The following is a 17,499-nucleotide window of genomic DNA, read 5'->3' as shown; positions in this document are numbered from 1 at the left end:
GTGTCAGTCCTCGACCACAGGAATCCACGGGTGGATCAGGTGTTCGGGCAGCAGAGCGGCCTCCAGCTGCTCGTCGCTCATGAGGCCCTCTTCGCGCACGATATCGGGGATGCTGCGGTTCTGCGCCAGCGCATCCTGCGCCACGCGGGTCGCGGTCTGATACCCGAGCACTGGAGACAGAGCAGTCACGATCGACACCGAGTTCCAGACCTGCTCGCGCAGGTGCTCAGTATTGGCGGTGATGCCGACGATGCACCGATCGGTGAGCGTGCACAGTGCACGCTCGAGATGCCGGATCTCTTCGAAGAGCGAGTGCGCGATGATCGGTTCGAAGGCATTCAGCTGCAGCTGCCCGCCCTCGGCTGCGAGCGAGATGGTCACATCGTGACCGATGATCTCGTACGCGACCTGGTTGACCACCTCGGGGATCACCGGGTTAACCTTGCCCGGCATGATCGACGAACCAGCCTGCACCGGAGGCAGGTTGATCTCACCCAGGCCCGAGCGCGGGCCGCTCGAGAGCAGCCGCAGATCGTTGCAGACCTTCGAGATCTTCACCGCGATGCGTTTGAGCACACCCGAGAGCTGCACGAAGCCGCCGACGTCCTGCGTTGCCTCGACAAGGTTGCCGGCGCCCAAAAGGCCCAGCCCGGTCAGTCGGTTCAGCTCGACGATCATCGCCGGGGCATACTCCGGTGGCGTGTTGATGCCGGTGCCGATGGCGGTGCCGCCGATGTTCAGCTCTTTGAGCAGCGCGCGAGCGGCAGCCAGCACCTTGATGTCTGCGCGGATCATCTCGGCGTAGGTGCCGAACTCCTGACCGAGCGTCATCGGCACGGCATCCTGCAGCTGGGTGCGCCCGAGCTTCAGCACATGCGCGAACTCGCTCTCTTTCACGGCGAAGGCGTCGGCCGTGTATGCGAGCGCCTCGCTCAGCTCGTCGAGCATCAGCAGCAGGGCGATCTTGATCGCACTGGGGTAGACGTCGTTGGTCGACTGGCAGCAGTTGACGTCGTTGTGCGGGTCGATCAGGTCATAGCGCCCCTTCTGCTCGCCGATCTCTTCGAGGGCCGCGTTCGCCACGACCTCATTGGCATTCATATTGGTCGAGGTGCCGGCGCCGCCCTGAATCATGCCGACGGCGAACTCGTCATGCAGCTCACCGGAGCGGATGCGCTCGCACGCATCGACGATCGCCTTCGACGTGTTCGGCTTGATCAGCCCGAGATGCGCATTGACCGAGGCCGCCGCCTGCTTCAGCACAGCCAGAGCGTTCACGAACTCCGGGTAGCTGCCGACCGGCTTGTGCGTGATCGGAAAGTTCTGCAGCGCCCGTTCGGTGTTGATGCCGTAGTAGTGCGAATTGTCGATATCCAGCGTGCCGAGCAGGTCGCTCTCCTGCCGCCGAGATTCGGCGGTCGCGGTATCGGTGTGGGCATCCATGATCTTGCTCATGCGCGGTGTTTTCTCCTTGTGGGAACGTAATCGGTCGCATGACCTGGGCAGCCGGCCCTCGTCTGCCGGACGCATGCCGTTCAGTCTAGAAGCGCCGATGTGTCAGCCGTGTTGCGAGAAGTTGTCCAGTCTGGATATCGAAGAGCCACAGCGGCGCTTGTTCGAGTCGGCTCGCTGTGGCAGACGTGTGGCAGGCAGCCGATCAGCGGTCGGAGTCTCTGGTTCGGCGCTCGTCGTCTGACGTCTCGGCTGTGTGCGGTGCACGACTGTCTGGCCGCTGCGCCTCAAGCTGGTCGTTGAGCTCTTTGACCCGAGCCGTCTGCGCCTCGATGCGCGCGGCCTGCTGCCGAATGGCCTCATCGATCTCGCGCTGGCGCTGCTCTCGCTCGATCTCCTGCTTTTCACTCTGATCTGGCTTCACCGTGAGCGCCAGCGTGGCGAACACCACCAGCACCACGATGAACGCGATGCCGAAGGCGGTCGCCGTCAGCGTGACCGAGCGCGTACCGATCATGACGACGGCGGCGGCGAAGACGCTGAAGACGCCCGCAAGGCTCACGATCTCGTAGGGTTTCGCACGGGCCTGCAGCGGCGGACGCTGCTGAGGCTTGGGTGCGGACGTTCCGTTCTCGCCGTTCGACGGCGCTGAGGATTCTTCGCTCATGCGTGGTTCCGCTTCGTCTGGGACTGTGCAGGACCGACTTGGCGCCCTGCGCCGCGCAGCCCCACACCGGCCAGAATGAGCTGCACTCCGATGAGGGCGGTGTAGAAGCCGAACAGGCCCGCTCCCCAGAGCCCGGCACCGCTGAAGTACTCGGCGACGGCGAAGAGCACGGTGAGAGAGCCGGCGATGATGTGATCAGCCCGCATGTCTGAGCCCGCTGAGAGACGCAGCCCGAGGATGAGCTCCACCAGACCTGCGACGATCGCCCACACGGCGATCAGCACAGTGATCGGCTGGTCGGTCATGCCCTGCCAGAACGGTGCCAGCACTCCGGCGAGAACGGTGACGCCGGCGAGCACTCCGACATAGAAGCGAGACATCGTCTCGGTCAGACCGGTGGCGGCGAATCCGACCATCGTGGCGCCGACGACGACGCCCCACACAGCAAAGATCATCGTGGTGAACTGATCTGTGTGGTTCAGGCTCAGCGTGATGATCACACCCATGGCTGCGCTGGCGACACCGCGTGCGAGCACCCACCACCAGGCGTTGGGCGTCACAGTCGTGGTGAGCACACGTTCTTCATCACTCACAGTGGTCTCATTCATATCGACTTGAGTCTAGTCGAGCTGCCTTTCAACCAGCGCCATCGCCTCACATGCTGCGAGCGCACCGACGCGCGTTTCCACGACGACCAACCATGACGGTGAAGAGCCCAATCAGGGCGGCTCCTGAAGCGGCAGCTGCGACGACATGCCAAGCTGCCATGGCAGATCCGGTCTGCGCAAGCTGCTGTTTCGGTCTGCCGCCCCCGCCAGACGAGCTCGAAATCCCCTGCTGATCGTCCGTACTCACGGGTGACGTGGGAGTCGGCTGAGTGGCGAGACTCGTCTTGTCGGTCGGAGTCGGCTCCGGATTCGCAGGCGTAGAGCCCGTGGGCGCCACGGGCGATACAGGCGACGCCTCTCCGGGCAGCGGATGGCCTTGCGGCAGCGTGATGTAGGCGGTGCCGTTCGAGCCGTTCAGCCAGACCTGCTCGAAGTTCGCACGGGGGTAGATTCGGCGCACCTCCTCATTGGTCGGCGAGTACGGGTCGTTCACGATGACATCGCCCGCAGCGGTGAATCCGACGATGACGAGCAGGTGCCCGTTCGTCGAGTACCCAGCCTGGGGCAGTTCGGCGCGTGTAAATGCCACCGATGCCACGAGAGGAATGCCAGCGGCGATGTACGTCTCGGCTTCGGCCAGGTTTTGCATCCTGGTCACGAAGCTCTTCAGCCCGAACGACGCGGAGTACGCCGAATTGAAGGGCCAGTTCCCGGCCCCTTCGTATGCGAAGTCATAGGTGTGCATCGCCGCCCAGTCGACCTGGGGGTCGCCATTCGGAGCTATGACGCTCTGAAGATTTGCCGACTTCGGTCCCATCTTCCAGTACCCGAGCACCATGCTCGAAGAAGTCGGTGAGCACCAGGCTTCGCCGCCGTTGTCGAATTCCGGGTACTCGCCACGGTGGATCTCTTGTGACAGCTGCGGCACGTCGAGCGTCATGTCTTTGGTCATACTCGTCGTGCTCGGCTTCGTGGTTGTCGCTCCAAGACGAGAGGCGACGACACTGACCAGCGAGACAGACACGTCGGCGAGCGCCCCAACCGGCCGCAGCAGGGTCACCCTCGCCTGGTCGCTCACGATCGGTTTGCCATCGGCAGCTGAGAACGTGTCCGTGTAGACGTCTCCGTCGGCGTTCGACTGCCCGTCCACCGAGGTGCGGTGGATGTCGCCGGCGGCGAAGTCCATGCCGCTCGCCCAACGCCCCATCACGAACCACTCGGTCCATGTTCCGTCGGCATGCCGGCCGCGCATCTCGCTCTGCACCCAGGTGCCGGTCGGAGTCGCCGCGTTCCACGAGACGATGGCGTCTGAGGCCTCGAAGCCGATGTCGTGCACTGGTGACGTCCATGTGCCCGTCTCATACTCGACAGCGGCACGCTGATCTGCGAAGGGGTCGGCATACGATGTACGCCCCTCGGGCATTGACGTCAGACTCAGCGTCTCGTCTCGGTCGATCTCGACTCCCGTCCCCTCTCCGAGGCTGAAGTCTGCTGCCGAGTCCCAGGCCTGAAAGTCGGCAGTCCTCGGTTGGGCTTCACTCTGCGGCAGCTCATCGGCTGTCGCGGTGGGCACCCCGATCATGAGCACGGCCCCGATCGCGGTCAGGGTGGAAAGCGCCGCACGAAGTGTCTGTCTGTTCACGAATCTCTTCCTTCCACGCTTGCTGTGGGATGACGGCGGTCTTGCCTCGGCTCAAGACCTAGCGGTGCAGCCTCACGTCATCCCCCTTGATGAAGGCGAGTCTGTGCCCGAGATACACCAAGAGGTATTGGGTGCGCCCCACGATGTCGACATGATCGCCGGGGGTGTCAGGATCGAAGGTCTGCGCGCGGTAGTAGTCGGTCGCCGGTCGGTCGCCGACGACCACATAGCGCTGGCCTCGCCCGAGCCGGTAGACAAGAGGCGGGGCCTCGACCACATCCGCCGCATTCGCGAAGGCCTGGGCCTCTGGGTAGGCGGCGCCGAAGACCGCCGTGTCGTCATGCCTAATCTCAGCGACCGTCGGCCGCGACACGACCCGCACGACGGGCCGCTGGGCCGAGTTGCGCAGCCAGCCGCGAGCACCGAGGTACCAGACGGCGATCCAGTCGTCGCGTACGTCGGCGACGACGTAGTCCGTGCCCGCCGATGCACGAGCGCCGACATCGGCGACGTCGGTGGTCGGGGTGTCATTCGGATGCTGTCCGACGTCGACGAGCAGCGGGGCGTTGTCGTCGGGCGCGGTGCGCAGCGGCACGAAGTTGCACGAGGTCGGCGAGCCGTCGAGGGTGCCCTGCGCGGAACTGCCGGTGATCACCTGCAGGTTCTCGGCGAATCCCGGCAGGATCCGAACGGTGCTGCCCGGGCGCAGACGACGTCCTGCCGGCGTCGTCCCTCGGTCGAGAGGCCTGCCCAGCAGGCGGAAGTAGCGCTCCCAATCCCAGAACGGTCCCGGATCCCAGTGCATGCCACGAATGCCTTCTGACTTGAGAGCGGGCACCTGGTCGTGTCCGAGGATGTGCCCACGATCTAGCGGGATACGGTATTTCTCGCACAAGTACGCGACAAGGCGAGCCGACTTGCGGTACATGGCGTCGGTGTACCACTCGGTGCCGCTGATCGCGTAGCCCTCGTGTTCCACACCGACGGCGTGCGTGTTGACGTACCAGTTGCCAGCGTGCCAGCCGATGTCTTTCGTGCGCAGGTGCTGTGCGATCTTGCCGTCTGAGGAGCGAACGGTGTAGTTCCACGCCAAGTAGTTCGGATCCTGTACAAGGTTCATCGCCTGATCGTATGAGCACTCGGTGTCATGGATGACGACCATGTCGAGCGAGGGGCTGCGCGGCCGGTCGCCGAGATCATGGTTGCCGTAGTCTCCGGCGCCGGCGCCCGTCTGCAGGTATGGCGCCTCGACCCACTCCACGCCGAGGTCGCGCGGCGCGTCGACGGGCGATGACGACGGCACTGCGTGATGCCACCGGTCGCGGCGGCGGCGCAGCGCCCTGTCGCTCCCGGTTCGGTCGACTGACCGACCCGGCTGGCGCACGACGTCATGGCCGACCTTCAGCGTCGTGCCCTGCTCCAGACGCTCACGAAGACCGTCAGCGAACGAAGTCTGAGCGTCGAGAGACGGGCGGCCGCTCACCAGGGTCGCCGCCGCGATCCAGTCGGCGGGGTCGGTGTCCTGCCCCAGGCTTCCACCGGACTGCCGCTGAGCGTCGGCGAGCAGCGCTGCAGCCGCCTGGAGGTTGGCAGCCGGATCGCTCACGACCTCTTGTGCAGGTCGGCCGGAGAGCCGAACGGCTTCACCCAGCTGGTCGACAGGTGCCGGCGCGCTGCCGCCGTACGCTGCGTCTCTCGCCTGACGCGCAGCGGATCCGTCGACCAGGGTCGTCGGAAGGCCCGATTGGGAGTTCGAGCCATCGTGGTTGAGTACACAGAAGGCGGCGATGACGGATATCGGCACCTGATGATCTGCGGCCGCCGCTTCGAGGCCGGCGGAGACCTCTGCGGCGACGGCGGCCGGTGGCCGCGAGGCGTTCAGTGTGCTCACGGCAGCAGCCGAACTCAGAGCAAGAAGAAAGTGACGTCGGGAGATGGGCATGTGGGACTCTTTCACGAAAGCGCGACACTACGCACATGTGACTGAGCTGACAGTGACCTTTGGGCAGGCTGTCAGCTCCGGGGGACAAGAGTCACTCTAGGAGCGTGGACCGTGGAGGCACCGTGCATTCACCACTTCGCAACAATCGTTTACCTTGCTGCAATATTGCATATTTGTCGGATATTATCCGGCAAAAAACATATAGTGCAGCAAATGCACCGCCCGTTCAGACCGGCTCTTCGACGTCGCTGTACGCCATGTTCGCGAAGCGCGACAGATGCCCCTGGAAGGCCACACGCAGATTGGCCGTCGGGCCGTTACGGTGCTTGGCCACGATCATCTCGGCCTCGCCCAGTCCCGAGACCGCCCCCGGTTCGTAGCTCGACTCGCGGTGCAGCAGAATCACCATGTCGGCATCCTGCTCAATCGAGCCCGACTCTCGCAGATCGCTCAGAGCAGGCCGCTTGTCTTGCCTCTGCTCGGGGCCACGGTTCAGCTGCGACAGCGCGACGACCGGCACGTTCAGCTCTTTCGACAGCAGTTTGAGCGCACGAGAGAACTCGCTGACCTCCTGCTGACGCGACTCCACCTTCTTGCCGCTCGTCATCAGCTGCAGATAGTCGATGACGACGAGCTTCAGACCGATCTGCTGCTTGAGGCGACGGCACTTCGCACGAATCTCGACCAGAGTCAGGTTCGGCGAATCGTCCAGATAGAGCGGCGCATCATTGATGCGCCCATGCGTCGACGCGATTGTCGTCCAGTCTTGCCCGTCGAGCATGCCCTTGCGGAGCTTCTGCAGCTCGACCCCGGCCTCGGCCGAGAGCAGGCGCATCGCGATCTCGGTCTGCCCCATCTCGAGAGAGAAGAACGCGGTGGGCATGTTGTGCGCGATCGCGGCCGAACGGGCGAAGTCGAGCGCCAGTGTCGACTTTCCGAGACCCGGTCGGGCAGCCACGATGATCAGCTGGCCGACGTGCAGGCCGTTGGTCAGTTTGTCAAGGTCGACGAAGCCCGTCGGCACGCCGGTCATCGAGCCGTCGCGCCCCTTGGCCGACTCGATCTCGGCGATGGCCTTCTCGACCGCCGCCGACAGCGGGCTGACGTCTTCGGACTGATCTTTGCCTCCGACGCCATAGATCTCTGCTTGCGCCTCGTTGACAAGGTCGGTGACTTCACCCTCGGCGTTGTACCCGAGTTGCGCGACGTGCGTGCCCACCTCGACCAGTCGGCGCAGCAGCGACTTCTCTTGCACGATGCGCGCATAGTAGCCGGCGTTGGCGGCCGTCGGCACAATGGCCGTCAGAGTATGCAGGTACTCGATGCCCCCGGCGCGCGAGATCTGCCCGGTCTTGGTCAGCTCGTCAGTCACGGCGATGACGTCGGTCGGTTCACCCTTTGAATACAGGTCGAAGATCGCATTGAAGATGATCTCGTGCTTCGGCTGGTAGAAGTCGGTGGCCTTGACCTCTTCGAGTGCGGTCGCCACAGCGTCTTTGTTCAGCAGCATGCCGCCCAGCACCGACTGCTCGCTCAGATCGTCATGGGGCGGCGTGCGATCGACGCCGGACAGCGTGCCGGCGAAACCCTCGCCGCGTGACGATCCGCGGTGGTCATCGTTCCAGGAGTCTTTCGAGCGAGAGCCGCCCGAGGCATCGCCCGTGATGTTCGCGATGCTCATCATGAGTGGCCTCCTCTGTCGTGCGATCCGTCGCCATCATTGTGATGGCACCCTGCGACATCGCTCCAGGCGCGGAGCGCCGCACGGTCACACCGTGGGCAGTCGGGGCGGCTGCCCCGCACCTCTCAGAGAGACAGCCCGCACCACTCTATGCACCTCGGGCCACATTGTGCACCCCTCGAACCGTGAGTTATCCACATCCACAGGAATCTTTCTGTGGATAACCTGGTGAGAACTCTCCCCAACCTGCGCATAACCATGTGGAAAACTCCGACTTTTGTGCACAGCCTTCCACACACAGACGGAACTTCCCCGGAATTCCGGCGTTCTCTCGTGTGGAAAACTCGACACCGCAAGTTCACCTGAATCTCATATTGAAGGTTGTCCGGCATTTGACAACACTCCCGCGAGCGCGCTAGCGCTCGATTCCACACCCGTTATCCCCAAGTTATCCACAGGCGCATCGGCGTTATTCCGGCCATCTGCCGGCAAACGCCGCATCCGTCGATCACTCCGGCCATCGGCGCAGACCCGACGACACGCCCACCCTCGGGTAACGTGTTGGCATGACTGTGACGCAGCGCGGCGAAGCCCGACGCAGAGACATTCTTCGGCACACGATCGAGACAATTGCCGACCGCGGCATCGAGAACACACGATTCCAAGACGTGGCGGCGTCAGCCGACGTGTCGATCGGCACGGTGCAGCATTATTTCGGCTCTCGCGACGACCTCATCGACGCAGCGCTCTCAGCACACACTCTCGCGACGATCAGCGAGATCTGGTCGACCATTCCAGAAGCGGGCGACCCCTGGCAGGGGCTGGTGTCCTTGCTGCACGGGTACCGTGTGTCTGGCGATATTCGTCAACGCGCACGAATCTGGATCTCACTCTCGAACTCTGCGATGAACAACCCGAGACATCGCACGCTGCTCGAGTCACTGTACTTCGAGTGGGGGCGCCCCTTCATGGCGGTCATCCAACGCGGCACAGAGCAAGGGGTCTTCCATCTGCTGATGCCGGTTGAGACCTGTGTCGACATCTTGCTGCGGCTGACCGACGGCTACGCCATGGCCGAGGCGACCAGTCTCACCGGCGGGCCCGCACTGAGCAGCACGCTCGCTGCGCAGGCCGTTCCCGGAGTCGACGATCGTACTGAAGCCGTCTTCGTAGGGCTGGCCGCCGCACTCGTCGGCAGAAGAGCAGCGTGAGGGTCGGCGACTCCGGAAGGATCCGACCCTCACGTACAGGCAGCCCAGTCGCCGCGCCACGCCGGGTGTTACTCGATGATGCGGTTCAGCGGGCGACGCACCAGCATCAGCACACCGCCGAGCACGAGACCCGTGCAGGCCACGATGGTGAAGTAGGCCCCGTTCGGAATTGCGGTGAAGAGCTGACCGAGCAGACCGGAGAGCGAAGAGCCGAGGGCCAGGGAGAGGAAATTCAGCCCCACCATCTGCGCCTCGAACGACTTCGGTCCGATCTTCGTGGCCAGCGCGAGGCCGATCGGGCCGATGAACACCTCGGACGAACCCGCGAAGCACATGAACAGCAGAATCAGTGCCAACGGGATCATCGCATCCCCCGTCACGCTTGAGATGAGCAGCAGATACAGATAGGCGCAGCCGATCTGGATCAGGCCGATGGCGTACTTCGTCGCGGGCTTCGGCTGGCGCGTGCCCAGACGCTGCCAGAGTTTGGCGATCAGCGGCGTGATCAGCACCGCGGAGAGCGGGCTGACCATCGTGATCCAGGCAACCGGGAACGTCCATGACCCGATGTGCAGGTCGATGCGCTCGGTGACCAGGATCGAGATGGCCGTGAACTTCTGGAACAGCAGGCCGAAGTAGATTCCTGAGAGCAGGAACAGCGGCAGGAAGGCTGCGACTCGCCGCTTCTCGAAGGTCGTCACCTGTTTCGAGGAGAGCATGACGGTGAAGTAGGCACCCGCTGCGACAAGCGCGATGATCGTCACGATGCTCGAGAGGTTCTCGGCACGCAGCAGACCAGTCACCGCGGCGACGACGATCACGCCGACGCCGAGAACCAGCCACACGACCGGGGCGAGGCGACGCGAGCGCGGGAGCGGGTTGTCCACCTGGCCGGCGCGCTCCGGCAGACGCTTCATCGACGGAATGTACTGGATCAGTGCCGCGATCATACCGATCGCCGCGAGTCCGAAGCCGTAGTGGAAGCCCAGCTGGTTCTGTGCCAGACCGGTCGTGAGCGGACCGACGACTGCACCGACGTTGATCGCCATGTAGAAGTATGAGAAGCCGGCATCCCGACGGCTGGTCTCGGCACCCTCGAGCATGTAGCCGACGATCGTGGTGATGTTGGTCTTGAGGGCGCCAGTGCCGACGATGATGAGCACCAGCCCCACACCGAGGCCGAGCAGGCCTGGCAGCGCCGCCAGAGCGAGGTGTCCTGCGGTGATCACGATGCCGCCGATCAGCACCATGCGCTTCGGCGAGATCAGTCGGTCGCCGGCCCAGGCGCCGAGCAGCTGAGCGAGGTAGACCGAGCCTCCGTAGGCCCCGACGATTCCTGCAGCCGCTGCGGGCGCGACCTCGAGCCCGCCTTTGTCGAGCGAGTAGAGCAGGTAGAACGAGAGGATCCCCTGCAGCCCGTAGAACGAGAATCGCTCCCAGAGCTCGGTGAAGGCCATCTGCCAGATGCCTTTGGGGATGCGATCTCGACGAGACGCCTCAGGCGCATCGCCTGGTGGTGTCTGCACGTACGGGGCAGTTGTCATCATGTGTTCTCCTCGACATTCGACGCTCGGAGAGGTGGGGGAACCGAGCGGATGGTGCGGGCCCGGATGGCGCCCGCAGGCCGTGACTCCGAATCAGGAGCACGGCGAGCTTGGGGGTGGGAGTGTCAAGTCCTGTCAGTACGTCGGGGGCGACATGCCCCAGACCACACGCGCCGACTGACGGCCGGTGCTCTCGACCACTCAGTGCGGTTGACTGCTGCGCTAGTGCACCGAGTCGAGGGCCGAGAGATGGTGCTCCTCGTCTGCGATGAAGACGTCCACCTCGCCCTCGATCACGAGCAGGATCTCTTCTCAATCGCCATGTGTGCACGTCTCTGGCCCGGTCGAGCCGCCGGGGTCGAAACCTCCCAGCAGCAGTTCCAGATGGTCGAAACCCCGAGGGTTCAGCCTGATCTTCGAGGCGCCCTCTGGGAGAGGTCTCGCTCGGTGATTCCCGCCTGGGTCGCCACATCACTGAGGCTCAGGTGAAGCGCCTGTCTGCGTCGACGGATGCGCGAGCCGGCGATGATCGTGGGATCCTGCTGGACTGTCATGAGCAGTAGTCAAACCCAGATTCAGCCAAGGTTCAAGAGAATATATTTTTGGTAATACAGTTTTTACATTCATTGTGGCCTGTATTTACAAGGATCATCGCCATTTATACCTGCCGCAGAGACCCCAGCAGTTGCCAAAGTCTCATACCACGGTATTATTCAGAACACCTGCTGCCACCTGGTTCCTCCCCCCTCCAGGTGGCAGCAGGCTTTCATCTGCCAGTCAGTTATCTACAGTGGGAATTCCCATGGAGCCCGCCACCGGCTCTGCTCCGCCAGTCGAAAGTGAAACGATCATGAAGAACGGGCACATCTCCTTCTGGATGGACCGAGACCTCGACGACACGCACCCGGCGCGCCGGCGCCTCGACGCCAATCTTGACTGTGACGTCTGCATCGTCGGAGCCGGGTTCACCGGCCTGTGGACCGCATACCTGCTGCAGCGCCACGACCCCGCACTGCGCATCCGCATTCTCGAGAGCGATTTCGTCGGCCACGGCGCATCCGGTCGCAACGACGGCTGGGTCTCAGCGCTGCTCAGCGCGAACCGCGGGAAGCTGGCCGCGGCATCCGGCCGCTCGGCGGTGATCGAGTTCCAGCGCACCATGATCGACGCCGTCGACGAGATCATCGAAATTCTCGATGCCGAGCACATCGACGCCCATCAGATCAAGGGCGGCCACCTGCGCGTCGCCCGCACACCTGCAGCGCTCGCCCGTCAGGAGGCCTCGCAACGCAGTGCCCTCGACTGGGGGTACCGTCCCGAGCACATCACCATGCTCTCCAAGGAGGAGGCCGACGAACTCATTCGCGTCGACGGCACCGTCGGCGGCATGTTCAACACGACGACCGCCCGCATCGACCCGGCGCTGCTCGTCACCGGGCTCGCCCGCCTGGTAGAGCGCCGCGGAGCCGTCATCCACGAGCACACCCGTGTCGCATCCGTCGCCGCGCATACGGCCCGCACCGAACGGGGTCAGCACGTGCGGGCGCCATACGTGCTGGTGTGCACCGAGGCCTACACCGGGCAGATCGACGGCATGCCGAAACGACGCATCGCCCCGGTGAACTCCTCGATCGTGATCACCGAACCGCTGAGCGAGGCCCAGTGGTCGACCATCGGCTGGAACAACGACGAGTGCTTCGGCGACTCCGCCCATGTCTTCACCTATGCGCAGCGCACCGCTGACGGGCGCATCGCCATCGGCGGCAGGGGCAAACCCTACCGATACGGCTCACGCACAGACGAGGCGGGAGAGGTCGACGACAAGACCGTACAACTGCTGCACAGCCGTCTGACCGAGTACTTCCCCGATGCCGGAGAGATCCCTCTTGCCCACGCCTGGTGCGGCGTGATCGGCGTCACACGCGACTGGTGCGCGTTCGTCGACCTCGACCGCCAGACCGGCATCGGCACGGCCGGGGGGTATGCCGGGCACGGTGTGACCACCGCGTTCGTCGCAGCCAACACCCTGGCAGACCGCATCTGCGGGGTCGACTCCCAGTACAGCAGGCTGCCCTGGTTCGGGCATCGCCCGCCGCTGTGGGAGCCGGAGCCTGCCAGATGGATCGGCATCACCAGCATGTATGGCCTCTTCGGCGTCGCCGACGGCCAAGAGGAACGGGCGCACGCCGAGCGCACCGCGCCCATCGCACGCCTCGCCGCGAAGATCACCGGGATGGGCTGATCAGCGCCCCGAGAAGCGCCGATCAGCCACGTGGCCGCAGGCTAGCTGCGCCGGCGGCGCGCCGCGACGAGCACGACCATGCCCACCAGCGTGGCCGTGGCGCCGATGCCGAGCGCCCAGCCCGATTGCGCCCCAGTCTGCGCGAGCTGGCCGTCACCCGACTGCTGCGGCTGCTCGTCGTGCACCGGATCAGCTGAGTCGGCCGGGTCAGTGGGATCCGTGGGATCAGTGGGATCCGTGGGGTCTTTGGGGTCTGTGGGATCCGTGGGGTCTTTGGGGTCTGTGGGGTCTGTGGGGTCTGTGGGGTCAGTCGGCGTACTCGGCTTCTCGCCGATCGAGAACGTCGTCGCCACCGCGCGATGATCGCTCGGCCAGGCGTTCGAAGCGGGGTCGGCATTGCTGGGAAAGCCGGCGACGACGGTGCTCGAATCCTCGACGGTCAGGCGACTTCCCGCGAACCAGACGGCGTCGACCCGATCCTGAGGCTCCGCTGCGCCGTGCTCTTCGTTCTCGGTGACGAATGCCGACCAGGTGTCGCCGGGGTCAACCGCCGGGTCTGGGTGCGCGACGCGGTACGAGTCGGTCAGCTGTGCGCTGCTGGCTCCCACCACGCGCAGCGCCGCCGCCACCGGCCAGTCGACCGCACCGACGCCGCAGTGCTGCGCCGCAGTCGCCTCGGTCCAGTCCTGCCCCGATGGCGACTCCAGATCTCCGAGCAGCATGAGCGGTGTCTCATTCGCAGCCTTGACGTCATCCGCGAGACGTGCGGCGACGGCCTGCGCCTGCGCGAAACGAGTGGTCTGCTTCTCGGCGGCGACGAGAGCATCCGCGTCTCGCACCCCGTCGAAGCAGGCACGATACGGCCCGTACTGCTCGTCGCTCAGGCCGGCAACCCACACACGCACCTTCGTGCCGGCGATGTCTGCGGTCGCGGCTGCGGCAGGAGCATCCGCCGTCGCGTCGACCTCGTCAGTCAGCGGCCAGGCCGACACGATGCCGAGCCCGTCGCTCGCCTGCGAGTGGTACCAGCCGAGAGCATCGGCGAGTTCGGTGGCGACGGTCCCGTCGTCCTCCTGCACGCCGATGACCGCGAGGCTGTTGTCGGCGATTGCCTTCAGCTCTTTTGCCAGCCCGTCGTCGACGTTCTCGCCGGCATCCCACAGATTCCAGGTCGATGCGACGACCTGTGGCCGAGCATCAGCGGCGATCACCGGCACGGTCACCGTGATCTCGCTGGTGCTGTCGCCGAGTGGGGCGCTGACCGTGACATCGGCGTAGTCGCCGGCTGCGTCAGACGGCGCGGTGCCGCTGACCACGCCGTCATCGCTGACCGAGAGCCAGTCCGGGCCATCCACCTTCGTGAATTTCGCCGGGGTCTCACCGTGCCACAGCCCTGCAGCGCGCAGGCGCACGTCACTGCCTGCGGGGGTCTCGGGGGTGTAGAAGGCGTCAGTCACGAAACCGTCAGGCAGCTGCGTGCCGGAGTGCGGCCCGGTGCTGCCCTTGACCTGCACGTTGTCGAACATCCAGTACCAGTTGTTGCTGCTCTTGAGGTACTCCCAGCCGAACTTCACCTTGTGCGTGCCAGCGGTCAGGCTCACGGTCTTTGTCACCGTCTCGTTCGAACGCGTGTCGGCGAACTCCTCCAGGGCGGTCGGAGCGCCGCCGTCGACGCTCACCAGCAGATGCGCCGGCGGGTTCTGCCCCTGGCGGTACTGATTGTCGAACGCGATCTGCACCGCGTCGACGTCGGTGAAGCTGTACTCCGGGCTCCACAGTGTTGAGCTGAAGGTGCCGCTGGTCGGCTTGTTGCCGTCTGACTCGACGATGGCGACCTGCCCCTGAGCCTTGGTGAAGTCGGCATAGTTGCCGCCAGCGCCCCAGTTCTGGATCGTCTCATCGAGCGTGTGGAACGTCCAGCCGTCCCAGCCGTCGCGCATGCCGGCGGTGTTCACGTCGGTCTTCGTCCAGTCGGCAGGAGGCTGCGTCGCCGACGACGTGGTGAAATCCTGGTCGAGAGCGGGTTCGGCCGAGGCCGTGAAGGCCGGGGCCAGCAGCATGCCGAACAGGACGGCGAGAGCTGCGCCGACTGCGCCCAGGCGTGCGGCCCGGCGCGTTCGTCGATGGCGGGCGGGTGAGCGTTGCATGTCGAGAGTCTCCTGATTCGCTGTCATGATTCGTTGGCTGTCTGCGGATGCGATGTCACGCCGTGATCTGAGCGACGCGGCCGGCATATCGGTGCTGCCACCCGGCACCGTTGTCGGCGGTGATGACGACGTCGTAGTAGCCGTTCTTCGTGGGCCAGATGATGGTCTGGCTCTTGTCGAACGCGACGCGCACCGACTGCGTGCGACCGTCGTAGTCGTTTGCGGTGAGCGTGAACTTCACCGGGCGACGGCCGTCGTTGTGCAGCGTGATGCGCACGCCGGCATCGCTGCCGGGCACGAGCTCGACGTCTGCGCGAGGCACGCCTCCCGTGTTCTGCCCGGCCGGAATGACGGTGCCCGCGTGCGAACGCACGAAGCCGTCAGGGCCGTAGACGCTGAACGCATAGCGGCCGTCGGTCTTCGACACATCGACCGTGTGGGTGCGCGGGTTGGCTGCGGTGACCGTGTACGGGGTGTTCGTGAACTCGGCGTACTTGTCGGGGAACGCCTGCAGGCTCACACCCTTGCCGCTGACCCCGCCTGCGAACGAGAGGTTCGCCTGCACCGTGCCTCGAGCACGATCTTCGGTGAACGTGCCGTGCGCGTGATATGACAGCGGGCGATGCTGCAGTTCGGTGACCGCCGACCACTTGTGCTCGTCTGGCACCTTCTGCGTGAAGGTGGCGTTCGGGTCGTTGTCGGCGATGTAGATCAGCGCCGAGGTGTCTGGCAGCGACGGGGTGTCGACGATCGGGTGGGCGAAGTCGATCGCGCTGGTCAGGTCGCCGCTGATGGTGCGGCGCCAGTCGGTGATGTTCGAGCTCTTGGCCGGCTTGCCCAGTGAGGCGGTCCACTTCTCGAGAAAGCGAATCACCGAGGTGTGGTCGAAGACCTCGGAGCACACCCAGCCGCCTCGCGTCCACGGCGACACCAGAATCATCGGCACGCGCGCGCCGTAGCCGATCGGCGTGCTGTCCGAGTACTCGCCCTTCGTGCCGGCCTCGGGACGCGGCGGCAGCACGTGATCGAAGTAGCCGTCGTTCTCGTCGAAGGTGAGAATGAAGAGCGTGCTCTTCCAGATCTCGGGATTGCTCTGCAGCGTCTGAATGACCCTGTTCGTGAAGTGCGCCCCGTGCTCGGGGTTCGCCGAGGGGTGTTCGCACCACTTGTACGGAGCCACCACCCACGAGACCTCGGGCAGCGGGAACTCGGCGTCGGGTTTGCAGGCGTCGATGAACTTCTTCAGCACACCGTTCAGGTTCTCGTCCGAGTCGTTGTTGGGCGCGCCCGACGGCTTGTAGGGTTCGCCGCCCGCGCGCCAGATCAGGCCGGTGCCGGGTGCGTTCTTCTCAGCGTCGGCACGGTTCGCGAGATCCTGCGCACTGCTGCCGTTCGTGGTGAAGTTCGCAAAGCCGCGAATCGGGTTGTCGGTGTAGTCGCCGACCCAGCTCGAGCCGTTTCCGCTGTTGTCGACGTAGATGCGCCAGCTCACACCCGCCTTCTGCAGCTGCTCGGGGTAGGTCTCCCACTGCTTGTCGCCGTTCGACTCACCGCCGTTGCCGGTGCCGCCGTTCGACATGCCGCTCCAGAGGTACAGCCGGTTCGGCGTCGTGGGGCCGGCGACCGAGCAGTGGTGCATGTCACAGATCGTGTAGGCGCTGGCCAGAGAGTACTGCCACGGCATCTCGTCGCCGGTGAGGTAGTTCATGGTGCTGTCGCCCTTGGCAGCGATCCAGCCGTTGTACCGGCCTTCGTTCCAGGCCTTCGTGCCGCCGGCATACGAATGGTCGAGGCCGGTCTCCATGCCCGCGACGGTGGTCACATGATTCGGCTTGACGAACGACGCTCCCTTGGGCTGCGAGAACACGTCGGTGCCGTTCTGAAAGCGCAGCGCCTGCTTGTCGTCGTGCCCGCGCACACCGGGCAGTGAGCCGTAGTAATGATCGAACGAGCGGTTCTCCTGCATGAGAATCACCACATGTTTGAGATCTGACATGTCTCCGGCGAAACCGGTGGGCAGCTGATAGCTCTCAGCGGCGTGCGCGAGAGGCGATCCGACACCGCCGAGCCGCCCCATGACTGCAGCGCCGCCCATGAGGCCCAGCGTCTGCAGCACCTGGCGTCGTGAGAATCCCTGCTTCAGCAGATTCTCGGGAACCAGCTCGGGGCGATCGTACGGTTCTGACTCGAACGGAACAGGGGTCGAAGACACGGGAACTCCTTGGGGATGGATGGCTCAGCACACGGCATCTGCCGCACGAGTGCCATGCAAGAAGTCGCGGATGAAGTCGCGGTGAACGTGCGGTTATGTCTCGGCGCCGTTCAGGGGGCCGAGACCCGAAATGAGGGTCCGACTGCGCACA

General features: G+C 64.8%; 11 protein-coding genes. 2 read left to right on the top strand and 9 right to left on the bottom strand.

Features of this window, described 5'->3' with window-relative positions; genetic code table 11:
• Window positions 1-3: 3 nt before the first annotated feature.
• From LRX77_RS04470 to dnaB, 6 genes are all read right to left on the bottom strand, one after another.
• The gene (locus LRX77_RS04470; protein WP_231831731.1) at window positions 4-1,455 is read right to left on the bottom strand and encodes an aspartate ammonia-lyase; all 1,452 of its coding nucleotides are present in this window, start codon (window positions 1,453-1,455) and stop codon (window positions 4-6) included.
• 202 nt (window positions 1,456-1,657) lie between these two features.
• Window positions 1,658-2,119: a hypothetical protein gene (locus LRX77_RS04465; RefSeq protein ID WP_231831730.1), complete on the bottom strand. Its 462-nt coding sequence runs from the start codon at window positions 2,117-2,119 to the stop codon at window positions 1,658-1,660.
• The gene (locus LRX77_RS04460) at window positions 2,116-2,727 is read right to left on the bottom strand and encodes an HdeD family acid-resistance protein (protein WP_231831729.1); all 612 of its coding nucleotides are present in this window, start codon (window positions 2,725-2,727) and stop codon (window positions 2,116-2,118) included. Before LRX77_RS04460 ends, LRX77_RS04465 begins: the two co-directional genes overlap by 4 nt.
• A 46-nt stretch (window positions 2,728-2,773) precedes the next feature.
• The gene (locus LRX77_RS10490; RefSeq protein ID WP_231831728.1) at window positions 2,774-4,369 is read right to left on the bottom strand and encodes a peptidase C39 family protein; all 1,596 of its coding nucleotides are present in this window, start codon (window positions 4,367-4,369) and stop codon (window positions 2,774-2,776) included.
• 58 nt (window positions 4,370-4,427) lie between these two features.
• The gene (locus LRX77_RS04450; protein ID WP_231831727.1) at window positions 4,428-6,260 is read right to left on the bottom strand and encodes an N-acetylmuramoyl-L-alanine amidase; all 1,833 of its coding nucleotides are present in this window, start codon (window positions 6,258-6,260) and stop codon (window positions 4,428-4,430) included.
• A 277-nt stretch (window positions 6,261-6,537) separates the two neighbouring features.
• Window positions 6,538-7,992 carry a replicative DNA helicase gene (gene dnaB / locus LRX77_RS04445; RefSeq protein ID WP_231832003.1) on the bottom strand — a complete coding sequence of 485 codons (1,455 nt, stop codon included), beginning with the start codon at window positions 7,990-7,992 and terminating at the stop codon, window positions 6,538-6,540.
• Window positions 7,993-8,558: 566 nt separating this feature from the next.
• Between dnaB and LRX77_RS04440 the strand changes: the two genes are divergently transcribed.
• Window positions 8,559-9,203 (top strand): TetR/AcrR family transcriptional regulator, encoded by a 645-nt coding sequence (locus LRX77_RS04440; protein WP_231831726.1) that lies wholly within the window; start codon window positions 8,559-8,561, stop codon window positions 9,201-9,203.
• A 68-nt stretch (window positions 9,204-9,271) separates the two neighbouring features.
• Here LRX77_RS04440 and LRX77_RS04435 read toward each other — a convergent pair whose 3' ends face one another.
• Window positions 9,272-10,750: a peptide MFS transporter gene (locus tag LRX77_RS04435; RefSeq protein WP_231831725.1), complete on the bottom strand. Its 1,479-nt coding sequence runs from the start codon at window positions 10,748-10,750 to the stop codon at window positions 9,272-9,274.
• Between the two features lie 847 nt (window positions 10,751-11,597).
• Between LRX77_RS04435 and LRX77_RS04430 the strand changes: the two genes are divergently transcribed.
• A complete protein-coding gene (locus LRX77_RS04430) occupies window positions 11,598-12,989 on the top strand; it encodes an NAD(P)/FAD-dependent oxidoreductase (protein ID WP_231831724.1) in 1,392 nt (463 codons plus the stop codon).
• Between the two features lie 41 nt (window positions 12,990-13,030).
• Here LRX77_RS04430 and LRX77_RS04425 read toward each other — a convergent pair whose 3' ends face one another.
• The gene (locus LRX77_RS04425; RefSeq protein ID WP_231831723.1) at window positions 13,031-15,136 is read right to left on the bottom strand and encodes an LPXTG cell wall anchor domain-containing protein; all 2,106 of its coding nucleotides are present in this window, start codon (window positions 15,134-15,136) and stop codon (window positions 13,031-13,033) included.
• Window positions 15,137-15,191: 55 nt separating this feature from the next.
• A complete protein-coding gene (locus LRX77_RS04420) occupies window positions 15,192-17,348 on the bottom strand; it encodes an alkaline phosphatase family protein (protein WP_231831722.1) in 2,157 nt (718 codons plus the stop codon).
• Window positions 17,349-17,499 lie beyond the last annotated feature (151 nt).

Origin of the sequence: Pseudoclavibacter sp. 13-3 (assembly GCF_021168475.1) — a bacterium.
Taxonomy (GTDB): Bacteria; Actinomycetota; Actinomycetes; order Actinomycetales; family Microbacteriaceae; genus Pseudoclavibacter_A.
The sequence above is the reverse complement of the archived record's forward strand: the minus strand, read 5'-3'. Positions and strand labels throughout refer to the sequence as shown.

What these genes read in the sequence shown, in the direction of transcription:
- LRX77_RS04470 (WP_231831731.1), bottom strand. Translation starts at nt 1,455, where the DNA reads ATGAGCAAGATCATGGATGCCCACACCGATACCGCGACCGCCGAATCT.
- LRX77_RS04465 (WP_231831730.1), bottom strand. Translation starts at nt 2,119, where the DNA reads ATGAGCGAAGAATCCTCAGCGCCGTCGAACGGCGAGAACGGAACGTCC.
- LRX77_RS04460 (WP_231831729.1), bottom strand. Translation starts at nt 2,727, where the DNA reads ATGAATGAGACCACTGTGAGTGATGAAGAACGTGTGCTCACCACGACT.
- dnaB (WP_231832003.1), bottom strand. Translation starts at nt 7,992, where the DNA reads ATGAGCATCGCGAACATCACGGGCGATGCCTCGGGCGGCTCTCGCTCG.
- LRX77_RS04440 (WP_231831726.1), top strand. Translation starts at nt 8,559, where the DNA reads ATGACTGTGACGCAGCGCGGCGAAGCCCGACGCAGAGACATTCTTCGG.
- LRX77_RS04435 (WP_231831725.1), bottom strand. Translation starts at nt 10,750, where the DNA reads ATGATGACAACTGCCCCGTACGTGCAGACACCACCAGGCGATGCGCCT.
- LRX77_RS04430 (WP_231831724.1), top strand. Translation starts at nt 11,598, where the DNA reads ATGAAGAACGGGCACATCTCCTTCTGGATGGACCGAGACCTCGACGAC.
- LRX77_RS04425 (WP_231831723.1), bottom strand. Translation starts at nt 15,136, where the DNA reads ATGCAACGCTCACCCGCCCGCCATCGACGAACGCGCCGGGCCGCACGC.